The organism is Amycolatopsis sp. NPDC004747 (genome assembly GCF_053601335.1).
This window is the reverse complement of record NZ_JBSGBQ010000011.1, coordinates 154,937-168,551: the sequence shown is the minus strand read 5'-3', so window position 1 is coordinate 168,551 and position 13,615 is coordinate 154,937. Positions and strand designations below refer to the sequence as shown.

The window sequence follows — 13,615 nt, the reverse complement described above, 5'->3', positions numbered from 1 at the left end:
GGCGCGGATCGCCGGTCGCCTGGGGCGGCTGTTCGCCGGGGCGCGGATCGCCGGTCGCCTGGGGCGGCTGTTCGCCGGGGCGCGGATCGCCGGTCGCCTGGGGCGGCTGTTCGCCGGGGCGCGGATCGCCGGTCGGGAGCGGGACCGGGGCATCCGGGGTGCAGTTCGTCTGGTTGCCGGGGGCCGGGCGCTTTCGCCCTGGTTGCCGGCGCGGGGCACCTTCGCCTGGTGGCCGGCGCCGGTACCTCGGGCGGCCGGGTCGGTCGCGTTGGTGGCCGGGGTGTGGTGCGGGGCGGGTGTTTCGGGGGCGTTGCCGGGGCGCGTCGAACGCTGACCTGCGCGAAACACCGGCGTCCTGGGAAGGCAACAACCCCGGGGGACCGTGGGGGCATGGAGACCTCCAGAGCGTTGCCCCAGCCCGGCCGGGCGGCCGTCGTCGAGGAGCCGGCTGCGCCGTCGGCTTGGCGGGTGCGGATCCGGATGCACGACCACCCGGGCACCCTCGCCCGCATCGCCATCCGGCTCGCCGACCTCGAGTGCAACATCCTCGGCCTGTCCGTGCTGCCGGTGCCGGGCGGCGTGCTCGACGAGATCGTGCTGCGCCCGGCGACCGGCCTGCCCCGGCGGCACCTGGTCGACGCCATCCGCGCCGAGGGCTGCGAGTGCACGGCGATCATCGACGCCGACGTCCACGACCTGGTCGACCCCTCCGCGTCGACGCTGCTCGCGGCCCGCCGCGCGATCGACGACCCCACCCGCCTCGCCGAAGTGCTGAAGGACGTCCTGGCCGCGGACGTCGTCACGCTCGTCCCCGCCGCCGAGGCCAACCCGGCGCGCACGGAGAGCGGGCACCGGGCCGTGTTCGCGCTGGCCGGGGGTAGCTCGCTGGTGGCGCGCCGCCAGTGGGCGCCGTTCGTGCAGCTCGAGCTGACCCGCGCCGAAGCGCTGGTGAAGCTGCTCGCGGCGGCGGCCCGGAACGCGGCCGGCCCGGTGGTCCTCGACCGCCCGGACGGCGCGGCGATCGTCCTGCGCAAGGGCGTTCCCGGCGACGCCGACGCGGTGGCCGAACTGCACCGCCGCTGCTCGATGGCCACGCTGTTCCGGCGCTACCACACGGGAGTGCGCACGGTGCCGCGCCGCCGCCTGCACCGGCTGCTGGTGCCCCCGCGCGGCACGAGCGTGCTCGCCGTCTTCGGCCGCGAGGTGATCGGCCTGGCCCAGCTCATCCCGATGGTCACGGGAGGCGCCGAGATTTCCCTCCTGGTGGAGGACGACTGGCAGCGGCAGGGAATCGGCACGGCCCTCCTGGCCCGGCTCGCGGTGCTGGCCGAGGCCCAGGGCATCACGGAGCTGTCCGCGGACTCCCTGGTGGGCGACGACATCCTGCCCCGCACGGCGGCCCGGGCCGGCCTGCGCACGGAACGCAGCACCGAGGACGGCGCCCGGCTGCGGATGTTCCTGCCGGCCTGAGGTTCAGCGCTTCCAGAACCAGTCTTTGTCGCGCGCTTCACGCATGGCGGACTTCTTGCGCTCGGCGGTGAGCCTGTCCAGGTAGAGAATGCCGTCGAGGTGATCGGTCTCGTGCTGCAGGCATTGGGCCAGCACGTCTTCGCCTTCGACCTCGACGGGTTCGTTGTGGACGTCGACGCCGCGGACCTTCGCGTGCTTCGCCCGTTTGGTGGGGAACCACAGCTCCGGCACCGACAGGCAGCCTTCGTTGATCTCGTGCGTTTCCTCGGACAGTTCGACGATCTCGGGATTGACGACGTACCCGGTCAGCCCGGCAACGTCATAGCTGAAAACGCGAAGCCCGACGCCGATCTGCGGCGCCGCCAGCCCGGCCCGCCCGGCGGGCTTGACGGAGTCGACCAGATCGCGCACGAGCGCTTCGAGCTTCTCGTCGAACACGGTGACCGGATCGCAGACGGACTTGAGGATCGGGTCCCCGAAATAGCGCAGTTCGCGCATCGCCATGAGCAGAACATCCTTCGTGCGTGTCGGACTGGCAGCTTAGGGCAGCGCGGAGCGCGGTCGCGCGGCAATCGCCGACCGGCTCCGACCAGGAGTTCCGGCGCGCGGCTCGGCTCTCAGCGGTCGGCCGGCTTCCGGCGTGCGGCCCCGGCTGCCGGGAGGTGCCTTCTCAGGCGCGCAGCCGCAGGCCGGAGGGGGTGGCCCGGAAGCCTGCCTCCTGGAGCACCTCCGCCAGCTCCGACGTCAGCGCCTGCTCGCCGTCCGCGCGCTGGACCGACAGCTGGCCCAGCCAGCCCTCGCGGACCGCGGCCGACAAGGCCTGGGCCGCCTCCGACAACGGCTGGCGCTCCTCCGTGAAACTCAGCAGGGACCGGCCTCCTCTCTCCACGTACAGCGCCGGGACCCCGTCCACCAGCACCGCCAGCGCGCCCGCCTTGCGGGCGGGGCGGTGCTTCGTGTCGCCCGTTGCCGCCGGCCAGGGGAGGGCGGCGCCGTACGGCTGGGCCGGGTCCGCCGCCGCGAGGACCACCGGACGGCCCGGTGCCGGGCGGCCCGGGCCCGACAGCGCCCGCAAGCGGTCCACCGCGCCCTTCGCCGCGAACTGGGCCGCGCCGAGGCCCTCCACGACGTATCCGCGGATCACCTGGCCCGTGTCCTCCATGCCCCGCAGGACCTTGTAGATCCCGGAGAACCCGCCCGTCACGCGTTCGGTGTCGAGCGCGCCGCGGGTCAGGACTCCGTGGCGCTCCAGGAATGCTTCTGTGCGCGCGTGGGCGCGCCGGGTTGCGTCGGTTTCGCGGGGCGGGGTCAGCGCCCACCGGCCCGCGACCGTCGGGGGTCCGGACCGCGACGGCATCTGCGGCCGCCCCGCCCGCAGCCGGGCGTACCGGCCGCGGGGTGCCTGGCGCCGGGGCTTGTGCGCGCCGTGCCCGGCGACCTGGGCCCGCAGCGGGCCCAGGGTGTCGCCGGTGACCAGCCCGGCCCAGACCAGGTCCCACAGCGCCGCCACCACCTCGGCGTCGTTCGGGGCCTTGTCCACCAGCACCGTCGCGCGGTCCACCAGCTGGCGGAAGAACAGCGCGCCACCCTCCAAAGTGGACACGATGGCGTCGTGCAGCGGACCGGTCGGGATGTCCTCGACGACTTCGGGCAGCAGGAGGTCGGCGACGTCCGTCGGGGCGAGGGCGATCCAGCCGTCACCGCCGGACAGCGCGCCGCAGCCCGCCCACGTGACCTCGCCCGCCGTCGTCAGCTCGTCCAGCAACGCGGGGGAGTAGCCCGGCAGCCGACCGGGCAGGATCAGCGACTCCACCGCGCTCGCCGGCAACGGTGCCCCGGCGAGCTGCTCCACCACCGACAGCACGTCGTCCGCGGTCGGGGCCGCCCGGACGCGGCCGCCGAACCCGTGCCACGCTGGCAGGAACCGGCCCAGCGCCGCCGGCTCGACCGGCTCGACTTCGGCGCGCAGCTTCGCCAGCGACGCCCGGCGCAACCGGCGCAGCACCGCCGCATCGCAGTACTCGACGCCGACGCCGTGGGTCTCCGGGTGCCCGACCGGGCTCAGCTCGCCGCGCACCAGGCGGCCTTCGCCGGTCATCCGGTCGAGCACCCCGGTGACGACCGCGGTGCCGAGCCCGAACCGCGCGGCCGCGTCCGCCGCCGCGAACGGACCCCGGCTCCGGGCGTAGCGCGACAGCAGGTCCCCGAGCGGATCCGCCACCGGTTCGGTGAACGCCTCCGGCACGCCCACCGGCAGGGCGGTGCCCAACGCGTCACGCACCCGGCCGGCGTCCTCGATCGCCAGGAACCGTTCCGCGCCGCCGATCCGCACCCGGATCGCCCGCCGCGCCGCTTCGAGTTCGGTGAGCCACCCGGCCTCGATCCCGCGCTCCGCGGCCTCCTCGACGGTCAGGTCGCCGAGGAACCGCAGCAGATCGGCGGCGTCCTCGGCCGAGCGCGCGTGCCGTTCCGGGTCGAGCCGCTGCAGCGACCGTTCCACTTCGGCGACGGCTTCGGGATCCAGCAGCTCCCGGATCGCCTCGGTGCCCAGGAGCTCGGCCAGCAGCGCCGAATCCAGCGACAGCGCCGCCGCCCGCCGCTCGGCCAGCGGTGCGTCCGTCTCGTACAGGAACATCCCGATGTAGCCGAAGAGCAGGCTGCGCGCGAACGGCGACGCGGCCGGCGTTTCGACCTCCACCAGCCGGACCTTGCGGGACCGGACGTCGGCCATCAGCTCGCGCAGGCCGCCGACGTCGTAGACGTCCTGCAGGACCTCCCGCATCGCCTCCAGCACGACCGGGAACCGCTCGTACTTCGCCGCGACCGAGAGCAGCTGCGACGCGCGCTGCCGCTGCTGCCACAACGGAGTCCGCCGCCGCGGGTCGCGGCGGGGCAGCAGCAGCGACCGGGCCGCGCACTCCCGGAACCGTGCGGCGAACACGGCCGAGCCGCCGACCTCGGCGACGATCAGCTGCTCGACCTCCTCGGGGTCGAGCAGCACGTCGTCCGCGCCGATGGTGACCTCGCCGCCCTCGGCGTCCAGCGCGTCCGGCAGCCGCAGGACGATGCCGTCGTCGGAGTGCGCCACCTGCGCGTCCACCCCGCGGTTTTCCCGCAGCCGCGCGGCGATCGCCAGCGCCCACGGTGCGTTCACCTGCGCGCCGAACGGCGAGTGCACGACGATCCGCCAGTCGCCGAGCTCGTCGCGGTAGCGCTCCAAGAGGATCGTCCGGTCGTTCGGGACGTGCCGGGTGGCGGCCTTCTGCTCGGCCAGGTAGGCGAGCAGGTTGTCGCACGCCCGCTCGTCCAGCCCCGCCGCCTCCGCCCGCTCGCGCGCCTTCTTTTCGTCCGAAGTGGACAGCTCGCGGACGAACTTCCCCAGCGCCCGGCCCAGTTCCAGCGGGCGGCCCGGCGCGTCACCCTTCCAGAACGGCATCCGCGCCGGTTCGCCCGGCGCCGGCACCACGATGACGCGGTCGTGCGTGATGTCGGTGATCCGCCACGACGACGTGCCCAGCAGGATGGTGTCGCCGACGCGCGACTCGTACACCATTTCCTCGTCGAACTCGCCGACCCGCGACCCCGGCTTGTCGTCCCCGCCCGGCGTCATGACGGTGAACAGGCCGCGGTCCGGGATGGTGCCGCCCGAAGTGACGGCCAGCCGCTGCGCGCCGGGCCGCCCGCGCAGCTCGCCGCCGATGCGGTCCCAGGTGATCCGCGCCCGCAGCTCGCCGAACTCCTCGCTCGGGTAGCGGCCGGCGAGCATGTCGAGCACCGCGTGCAGGGCATCGTCCGGCAGTGCGGCGAACGGGGCCGCCCGCCGGACCAGCGACGCCAGGTCCGGCACCGTCCACGGCTCCAGCGCCACCATGGCGACGACGTGCTGCGCCAGCACGTCCAAGGGGTTGCGCGGGTAGCGGACCGCCTCGATCGCGCCGCTCGCCATCCGCTCGGCGACGACCGCGCAGGAGACGAGGTCGCCGCGGAACTTTGGGAACATCACGCCGGACGACACCGCGCCGACCTGGTGCCCGGCGCGGCCGACGCGCTGCAGCCCGGACGCCACCGTCGGCGGCGCCTCGATCTGCACCACCAGGTCGACCGCGCCCATGTCGATGCCCAGCTCCAGCGACGACGTCGCCACCACGCACGGCAGCTGCCCGGACTTGAGCGACTCTTCGACGTGCGTGCGCTGTTCCCGCGACATCGACCCGTGGTGGGCGCGGGCGATCACCGGCGGCGCACCGGTGCTCACGCCGGACTGCCCCACGGCTTCCGCCGGGAACGCGCCGGCCGGGGCCGGCTCGGTCTGCTCGGCGGCCAGCTCGTTCAGCCGGGCGGTGAGCCGCTCGGTGAGCCGGCGCGAGTTCGCGAAGACGATCGTCGAGCGGTGCGCGCGGATCAGGCTCAGCACCCGCTCCTCGACCGCCGGCCAGATCGACGGTCGCTGCACGGGGTTGCCGGCCATCTCCTCCAGCGTGCCCAGCCCGCCCGGAGCGATGTCCCCGGGCGGGAAGGCCTCGGTCAGCGACTCCAGCGAATCCAGGGACTCCAGCGCGTCGAGCGGGCTCGGCGCCGGCCCGCTGCGCGGCGCGTCGAGGTTGCTCATGTCCTCGACCGGGACCTCGACGCGGACCTCGATGGTCTTCGCCAGCTTCGGCTGGACCACCCGCACCGGACGGCCGCCGGCCAGGAACGCGCTCACCTCGTCGATCGGGCGGACCGTCGCCGACAGGCCGATCCGCTGCGCCGGCTTCGGCAGCAGCGCGTCGAGCCGCTCCAGCGAGAGCGCCAGGTGCGCACCGCGCTTGCCGCCGGCGACCGCGTGCACCTCGTCGACGATCACGGTCTCCACGCCGCGCAGCGACTCCCGGGCCGACGACGTGAGGATGAGGAAGAGCGACTCCGGCGTGGTCACCAGCACGTCCGGCGGGGTCTTGGCGAACGTGCGGCGCTCGGCCGCCGTGGTGTCGCCGGTGCGCATGCCCACTTCGATCCCGGGCACCGGCAGCCCGAGCCGGCGGCTGGCCTGCGAGATGCCGGCCAGCGGGGCCCGCAGGTTCCGCTGGACGTCGACCGCCAGTGCCTTCAGCGGCGAGACGTACAGGATCCGGCAGCGTTTCGTCGCTTCCGCCGGTGGCGGTTCCACCGAGAGCCGGTCCAGCGCCCAGAGGAAGGCGGACAGTGTCTTGCCGGACCCGGTGGGCGCGACGACGAGGGCGTGCTCACCCGCGTGCGCGGCTCGCCAGGCCCCTTCCTGCGCCGCGGTGGGCGCGGCGAAGGCCCCCGCGAACCAGTCCCGGGTCGCGGGCGAGAAGAGGTCGAGCACGTCGGTAGCCACGTCATTCATGATGCGCGGTACCACCGACAGTTTCGGACGGTCCGGCCAGGATCACGCTCTGGGCGAACTGCGGGAAGATCACGTCCACCCGCGGCTCGTCGGTGATCAGCCGGTACTCGCGGTCGAGCGGCGTCCAGTACGAAAAAGGGGCCTGGTCCAGCTTGGAGTGGTCGGCCAGCACGTACGCTTCGCCGCCCGCGTGGAGCATCGCGTGCTTGACGACCGACTGCTCAAGTGACGGGCAGCACAGCCCCCGGTCGGCGACCACGCCGTCCGCGCCCAAGAACACCCGATCGGGTGAGATGTGCCGCAGCTGCGCCAGCACGCTCTCACCGAGGACGGCTTCGTCGGAGTGCCGCAGCCGGCCGCCGAGCACGACGAGGTCGATCCCGGAGAAGCCGGCGAGCTCGCGGATCGCGGTGACGCCGTTGGTCACCACCGTCAGTCCCTCGCGGTGGGCCAGGTGGTGGGCGAGCCTGCCGGTGGTCGTGCCGGCGTCGAGCAGCACCACCTCGCCCCCCTGGACGAGCGCGGCGGCCTCCCGGGCGATGGCGTCCTTGGCCGCCGCGTGCTCCCGGTCCTTCTCGCGGGGGCTGCGTTCGGTGTCGAGCGCGCCGCCGTAGGTGCGGACGACGTGCCCGGCGCCGGCGAGCGAAGCGAGGTCGCGGCGGATCGTCGACTCGGAGACGCCGAACTCCGCGGCCAGCTCCGCGATGCCGCCGGAGCCGTCGCGGACGGCCTCCAGCAGCATCGCGCGCCGGTCACGGGTGCCTGGTCGCGGCTGGGACATGCGCCGACTCTTCCACAGTCGAGGGTTTCAGCCCGAAGAACGCCAGCCCGGCGGCCACGGCGAGGAACGCGGCCAGTACGACGAAACCGGTGGTCATGGTGCCGGTGACGTCGGTGAGCCAGCCGACCAGGTAGGGCCCGGTGAACCCGCCGAGGTTGCCCAGCGCGTTGATCAGGCCCATCGCCACGGCGACCACCTCGAGGCCGAGGACCCGGCTGGGAATGGCCCAGAACGGCCCGTACGGCATGTAGACGCCGGTCGCCACCACGCAGAGCAGCACCAGCTGCACGGCCGCCGGCCAATGCCCGAGGTTGCCCAGCAGCAGCCCGGCGATCGCGACGAGCAGCGGCACCGTGACCGCGAGCCGCCGGTTGCCCGTGCGGTCCGACCAGTGGGCGCACGCGACCATCCCGGCCAGCGCCAGCACGTACGGCACGGCCGAAAGGAAGCCGACGGCGGTGGCCGAGCCGCCGGTCATCGTCTTCACCACCGACGGCAGCCACAGCGAGAAGCCGTAGAACCCGGTGATCCAGAAGAAGTAGACGCCGACCAGCAAGAGCACCTGGCGATTCGCCAGCGCTTGCCGGTAGCCCTGCTTCGCGAACGCCGGTTTGGCGTCTTCTTCCGCCTTCAAGGTGGCTTCCAGGTACTCGCGTTCCGCCGGGGAGATCCACCGGGCCCGCGCCGGCCGGTCGGCCACCGCGAACCACCAGACGAGCGCCCACACCAGCGGCGGCAGCCCCTGCAGGACGAACACCCAGCGCCAGGACAGGTGGTCGAGCATGAACCCGGACAGCGGCGACATGAGGATCGCCGAGATCGGCAGGCACGTCATCCACAGCGCGTTCGCCCGCGCCCGCTCCGCCTGCGGGAACCAGGACGCCAGCAGGATCAGCACCGCCGGCCACACGCCGCCCTCGAACAGCCCGAGCAGCAGCCGGGCCAGGTGCAGCTGCGTTTCGTTCTGCACCAGCCCGCACAGCACCGCCGCGACCGACCACGCGATCATCAGCAGCAGCACGGTCTTGCGCGCGCTCCACTTCGCCGCCAGCACCGCCGCGGGGATCTGCAGCACGAGGTAGCCGACGAAGAAGATGCCGCTCGCGAGCCCCTTCGCACTGGCCGACAACGGGAAGTCGCCGCCGATGTAGGGCAGGATCACCGCGACGTTCGTGCGGTCGAGGTAGGCCAGCATGTACATGACCACCGCGACCGGGATGACGTACGCCCAGCGCTTGCGGGGGATCACCGGAGGCCCGGCGGGTAGCTGACGGGCAGCTTCCGCGCGTACGGCGCCAGTGTCGCCGCGGCCTTGAACGCCGCCCGCATGGTGCCGTGCGACGCCCGGCCGGTGCCGGCGATGTCGAACGCCGTGCCGTGGTCGACCGAGGTGCGCAGGATCGGCAGGCCGACCGTCACCGACACGGTGCCGTCGAAGTCGAACGTCTTCGCCGCGATGTGCCCCTGGTCGTGGTAGAGCGAGAGCACGCCGTCGAACCGGCCCTGGATCCCTTGGTGGAACACGGAATCCGCGGGGATCGGGCCGACCACGTCGAGCCCGGCGACCCGTGCGGCGGCGACCGCCGGGGCGATCGCGATGATCTCCTCGTCGCCGAACTTGCCGTTCTCCCCGCCGTGCGGGTTCAACGCCGCCACCGCCAGCCTCGGTTTCTCCGTGCCGAAGACTTCCAGCGCCGTGTACGCCTCGCGGATCGCGTGCTCGATGTTCTCCCGGGTGATCCGGGTGATCGCTTCGCGCAGGGAGAGGTGCCGTGTGGCGAAGAAGATCTTCAGCCCGGAGACCCAGAACATGGTGTTGAACCGGGTCGAGCCGGTCAGCTCGCCGAGCATCTCGGTGTGCCCGAGGTGCCGCGAGCCCGCCGCCCAGATGGCCTCCTTGTTGATCGGCGCGGTCACGACCGCGTCGACCTCGCCCTTCAGTGCAAGCCCGGTCGCGACCTCGATCGCCGCGACCGCCGCCGCGCCCGCCGTGGCGTTCACTTCACCCCACGGCAGGTCTTCGGTGACGACGCCGAGGTTGAGCACGTCGATCACGCCGGTGGTGAACCGCGCGTCGGCGACGGTGGCGATCGGGTTGATCTCCAGGTGCAGGCCCAGGTGCCGGACCAGGCGTTCCAGCACGAACGCGTCACCCACCGCCACCCCGTGGGCCAGCTGGAGGGCCTCGGGCTCGGCGAGGGTCTTCAAGGTGATTTCCGGGCCGATGCCGACGGGGTCGCCGAGGGTGACGGCGAGGACGGGGAGGTCGCTCACGGGTTTTTCCTTCCGGTGGCCAGGACGTGATCGCGGAGTTCCAGGGGTGTCCTCCTGCCCGGAACACGGTGCTCGACGGTCGGAAGTTCGTCCGCCGCAGCAGTGTGTGGCGGCGCGCCTCGCCGGGTATCCGTGATCACCTTTGACCTCCTGTCCTGCGCATTCCGGTCAACTATACTGACCGAACCGTGCAACTATCGTGCACCTTGATCGCCGTCCGCGTCAAGGAGCAGTGACTTTCCCGGGTCCGCACGCACGGTGACCGCGCACATGGCAGCATCACGCGGGCGCCGTGGGGGCGTGTTCTTCGCGAAGGGGAGTGCTGTGCGGATCCTGTCGGTGGACCTCGGGACGTCCAACACCGTCGCCGTGCTTTCGGCGCACGGCATGCCGCCCCGGGTCGTCGAAGTGGACGGCTCGGCCAACATGCCGTCGGCGGTGTTCGCCACCGAAGAGGGCACGATCATGGTCGGCCGCGACGCCGAGCGCCGCGCCCGCCTCGATCCGACGCGCTTCGAGCCGAACCCGAAGCGCCGCATCGACGAGCAGACCCTGCTGCTCGGCACCGACGTCGTCCCGGTGACCGACGCGCTGGCCGCCATCCTGCGCCGCGTGCTCGAAGAGACCTCCCGCCAGCTCGGCGGCGAGCAGCCCGACGAGGTCCGGCTGACCCACCCCGCGCAGTGGGGGCAGACGCGCCGCAACGTGCTGATGTCCGCCGCCCGGCTCGCCGGGATGGGCCCGAACATCCTGCTGGTGCCCGAGCCGGTCGCCGCCGCGGCGCACTTCGCGTCGTTCCCCGGCAAGTCGCTGGCGCCCGGGCAGGCGCTCGCCGTCTACGACCTCGGCGCGGGCACCTTCGACGTCGCGGTCGTCGGCGCCACGCAGAACGGGTTCACCGTGCTCGCCGAGGACGGCCTGCCCGACCTCGGCGGCCTCGACGTCGACCAGGCGCTGATGGTGCACGTCGGGCGCGAGGTGTCGCACTCCGACCCGCAGCGCTGGCAGCGGCTGCTGCGCCCGGAGTCCACCGCCGACCGGCGCACCCGGCGCGCGCTGCAGGAGGACGTCAAGGCGGCCAAGGAGGCGCTGTCGCGGCACCCGCAGACCGAGGTGCCGATGCCCGAGCCGTTCAAGGACGTCCTCGTCACGCGCGGCGAGCTGGAAGGCCTGGTCCGCCCGGCGATGCTGCGCAGCGTCGAACTGCTGTCGCGGACGCTGCGGTCGTCGGGGCTGACCCCGGACCGGCTGGCCGGCATCTACCTCGTCGGCGGGTCGAGCCGCCTTCCGCTGGTCGGCGCCATGATCGCGGAGAAGCTCGGCGTCGTGCCGGGCAGCCTCGACCAGCCGGAGACCGCCGTCGCGCTCGGTGCGCAGCACGTGGCCCGCGACGGGCTGTCCGTGCGCACCCAGAACGTCGAAGGGGCGGTGGCCGCGGGTGCGCCGCCGCACCGCTCGCAGTACGCGCCGCCGCCTCCGCCACCGCAGTACCCCGGTTACGCGCCGTCGAACTTCCCGCCCAGCGGCCCGCAGCCGGTGCCGTCGAACTTCCCGGCGTACTCGCCCGCGCCGGAGAAGGCCGAGCCGAAGCCCGGCGGGAAGAAGAAGCTGCTGATCGGGATCGCGGCCGCGGTCGTCGTGGCGCTCGCGGTGGGGGTGACGTTGTTCCTCACGTCGTCGTCCTCGGTGACGACCTACACCGCGGACCAGTGCAAGACGCCGGGCCGGCCGGACGACAAGGGCTTCACGGGGTGCCTGCGCCAGCTCGCCGGGAAGATCGCCGACACCGGCGACTGCAAGCAGGGCATGGGCAACGGCCCGGCGGCGCCGGCGAAGAGCCTGGGGGCTGCCTCGACCTGCTCCGCGCCGGGCCGCGCGGGCACGCAGGTGACCTACGTCCACGGCGACAGCGCCGACGCGCTCAAGCAGTACACCGACGGCCTGCTCGCCTCGGCGGGCGGCGACCGCACCGAGGCCGACTGGGGCGGCAACGGGCTCAAGGGGCACTACTCGTCGGCCGCGGGGAAGGCGTCGGCGGTGCTCGTGTTCACGGTTTCGGACCGGCCGCTGGCCGGGTTCATCTACCAGCTGAACACGAGCGACCAGGCGGCGGCGACCACGCCCGGCACGCTGGCCGACTACTTCGAAGCGAGCGTCCAGCCGGGCCGGTAGCCGTTCGCGACCGCCGGTTAGAGTGGGCCCGATGCGGATCACGGTTTTCCGGCGGCTGATGGCCGAGGAGTTCGGGCCCGGGCGGGCCCAGGTGCTGGCCAGGGACCACGTCCTGAGCGGGCTCGGCGGGCGCACCGTCGACCAGGCGCTGACCGCCGGAGTCCCGGCGAAGGAGATCTGGCGCGAGGTCTGCGACGCCTTCGACGTCCCGGCCGAACGGCGCTGACCTGGGACTGTCCGGGCAGCGGCGACCCGGGCGGGCGAAAATCCCGGCGCAAGGGTGTGTCGCTGCCGACCTCGAACAGGTGTTCGTCTAAGGTGTTGTCCACATCGGGTCCAGCGATCCACAGATTGGGCGCCGCGCCTGGAATTGTCGGTCCCCGCCGCTAGCGTCGGACCGGACAGCTGAAGAACCGACACAGAGCCCCCGAGAGACGGGGCTTCGACCAGCGAGGTGGACTTCCATGCCTGCAGCACCCGACAAGGACAAGGCGCTCGAGCTCGCGCTCGCGCAGATCGACAAGCAGTACGGCAAGGGCTCGGTGATGCGCCTCGGCGAGGACACCCGGCCGCCCATCGCCGTGATCCCCACCGGCTCGATCGCCCTCGACGTCGCCCTCGGCATCGGCGGGCTGCCCCGCGGCCGGGTCGTCGAGATCTACGGCCCGGAATCCTCCGGTAAGACGACGGTCGCCCTGCACGCGGTGGCGAACGCGCAGCGCGCCGGCGGCATCGCGGCGTTCATCGACGCGGAGCACGCACTCGACCCGGAGTACGCCAAGGCCCTCGGCGTCGACACCGACGCGCTGCTGGTCTCCCAGCCGGACACCGGTGAGCAGGCGCTGGAGATCGCGGACATGCTGATCCGCTCCGGCGCGCTCGACATCCTGGTCATCGACTCCGTGGCCGCGCTCGTGCCGCGCGCGGAAATCGAAGGCGAGATGGGTGACTCGCACGTCGGCCTCCAGGCCCGCCTGATGAGCCAGGCGCTGCGGAAGATCACCGGTGCGCTGTCCAACTCGGGCACCACGGCGATCTTCATCAACCAGCTCCGCGAGAAGGTCGGCGTCATGTTCGGCTCCCCGGAGACGACCACCGGTGGTAAGGCGCTGAAGTTCTACGCGTCGGTCCGGCTGGACGTGCGCCGCATCGAGACGATGAAGGACGGCGGCGAGGCGGTCGGTAACCGCACCCGCGTCAAGGTCGTCAAGAACAAGGTGGCCCCGCCCTTCAAGCAGGCCGAGTTCGACATCCTGTACGGCCAGGGCATCTCCCGCGAGGGTTCGCTCATCGACATGGGTGTCGACCAGTCCATCCTGCGCAAGTCCGGTGCCTGGTACACCTACGAGGGCGACCAGCTCGGCCAGGGCAAGGAGAACGCGCGCCGGTTCCTGCGCGACAACCCGGACATCGCCAACGAGATCGAGAAGCGGATCAAGGAGAAGCTCGGCATCGGCCCGCAGCTCGACGCGGCCGCTGTCGAGGCGGTTCCGGCGCCGGTCGACTTCTGAGCGCGCGGTGCGGAAAGCCCGCCGCGGTCGCGGTCCGCGGTGGGCGTGAAGACGAGG

At 72.9% G+C, this 13,615-nt stretch carries 10 protein-coding genes; 5 read left to right on the top strand and 5 right to left on the bottom strand.

Translation table 11 applies throughout. The features are described 5' to 3' along the window. The coding region (locus tag ACWEGE_RS19795; RefSeq protein ID WP_449661900.1) for a hypothetical protein at positions 1-334 on the top strand (334 nt) is incomplete at its 5' end. 74 nt (positions 335-408) lie between these two features. After that, positions 409-1,470 (top strand): GNAT family N-acetyltransferase, encoded by a 1,062-nt coding sequence (locus tag ACWEGE_RS19790; protein ID WP_449662025.1) that lies wholly within the window; start codon positions 409-411, stop codon positions 1,468-1,470. A 3-nt stretch (positions 1,471-1,473) separates the two neighbouring features. On the opposite strand, the gene def is transcribed toward ACWEGE_RS19790, so the two are convergent. From def to pdxA, 5 genes are all read right to left on the bottom strand, one after another. Further along, positions 1,474-1,974, bottom strand: a complete 501-nt coding sequence (def, locus tag ACWEGE_RS19785; RefSeq protein WP_449661899.1) for a peptide deformylase — start codon at positions 1,972-1,974, stop codon at positions 1,474-1,476. A gap of 166 nt (positions 1,975-2,140) precedes the next feature. Beyond that, complete coding sequence (locus ACWEGE_RS19780; protein WP_449661898.1) at positions 2,141-6,820, bottom strand: DEAD/DEAH box helicase; 4,680 nt, start codon at positions 6,818-6,820, stop codon at positions 2,141-2,143. After that, positions 6,813-7,601: a DeoR/GlpR family DNA-binding transcription regulator gene (locus tag ACWEGE_RS19775; protein ID WP_449661897.1), complete on the bottom strand. Its 789-nt coding sequence runs from the start codon at positions 7,599-7,601 to the stop codon at positions 6,813-6,815. The genes ACWEGE_RS19780 and ACWEGE_RS19775 overlap by 8 nt, the downstream gene beginning before the upstream one ends. Next, on the bottom strand, positions 7,573-8,850 hold the full coding sequence (locus ACWEGE_RS19770) for an MFS transporter (protein WP_449661896.1): 1,278 nt from the start codon (positions 8,848-8,850) through the stop codon (positions 7,573-7,575). Before ACWEGE_RS19770 ends, ACWEGE_RS19775 begins: the two co-directional genes overlap by 29 nt. After that, positions 8,847-9,875, bottom strand: coding sequence for a 4-hydroxythreonine-4-phosphate dehydrogenase PdxA (pdxA, locus tag ACWEGE_RS19765; protein WP_449661895.1), 1,029 nt, complete (start codon positions 9,873-9,875; stop codon positions 8,847-8,849). The genes ACWEGE_RS19770 and pdxA overlap by 4 nt, the downstream gene beginning before the upstream one ends. Positions 9,876-10,199: 324 nt before the next feature. On the opposite strand from pdxA, the gene ACWEGE_RS19760 reads away from it, so the two are divergent. The 3 genes from ACWEGE_RS19760 to recA all read left to right on the top strand — a co-directional run bounded on the left by ACWEGE_RS19760 (position 10,200) and on the right by recA (position 13,558). After that, positions 10,200-12,047 (top strand): Hsp70 family protein, encoded by a 1,848-nt coding sequence (locus tag ACWEGE_RS19760; protein WP_449661894.1) that lies wholly within the window; start codon positions 10,200-10,202, stop codon positions 12,045-12,047. Between the two features lie 31 nt (positions 12,048-12,078). Then, on the top strand, positions 12,079-12,273 hold the full coding sequence (locus ACWEGE_RS19755) for a DUF3046 domain-containing protein (protein ID WP_449661893.1): 195 nt from the start codon (positions 12,079-12,081) through the stop codon (positions 12,271-12,273). 238 nt (positions 12,274-12,511) lie between these two features. Next, on the top strand, positions 12,512-13,558 hold the full coding sequence (recA, locus tag ACWEGE_RS19750) for a recombinase RecA (protein ID WP_086845885.1): 1,047 nt from the start codon (positions 12,512-12,514) through the stop codon (positions 13,556-13,558). Positions 13,559-13,615 lie beyond the last annotated feature (57 nt).

Coding starts and splice junctions, on each gene's coding strand:
- ACWEGE_RS19775 (WP_449661897.1), bottom strand. CDS start 7,601: ATGTCCCAGCCGCGACCAGGCACCCGTGACCGGCGCGCGATGCTGCTG.
- ACWEGE_RS19755 (WP_449661893.1), top strand. CDS start 12,079: ATGCGGATCACGGTTTTCCGGCGGCTGATGGCCGAGGAGTTCGGGCCC.
- def (WP_449661899.1), bottom strand. CDS start 1,974: ATGGCGATGCGCGAACTGCGCTATTTCGGGGACCCGATCCTCAAGTCC.
- recA (WP_086845885.1), top strand. CDS start 12,512: ATGCCTGCAGCACCCGACAAGGACAAGGCGCTCGAGCTCGCGCTCGCG.
- ACWEGE_RS19780 (WP_449661898.1), bottom strand. CDS start 6,820: ATGAATGACGTGGCTACCGACGTGCTCGACCTCTTCTCGCCCGCGACC.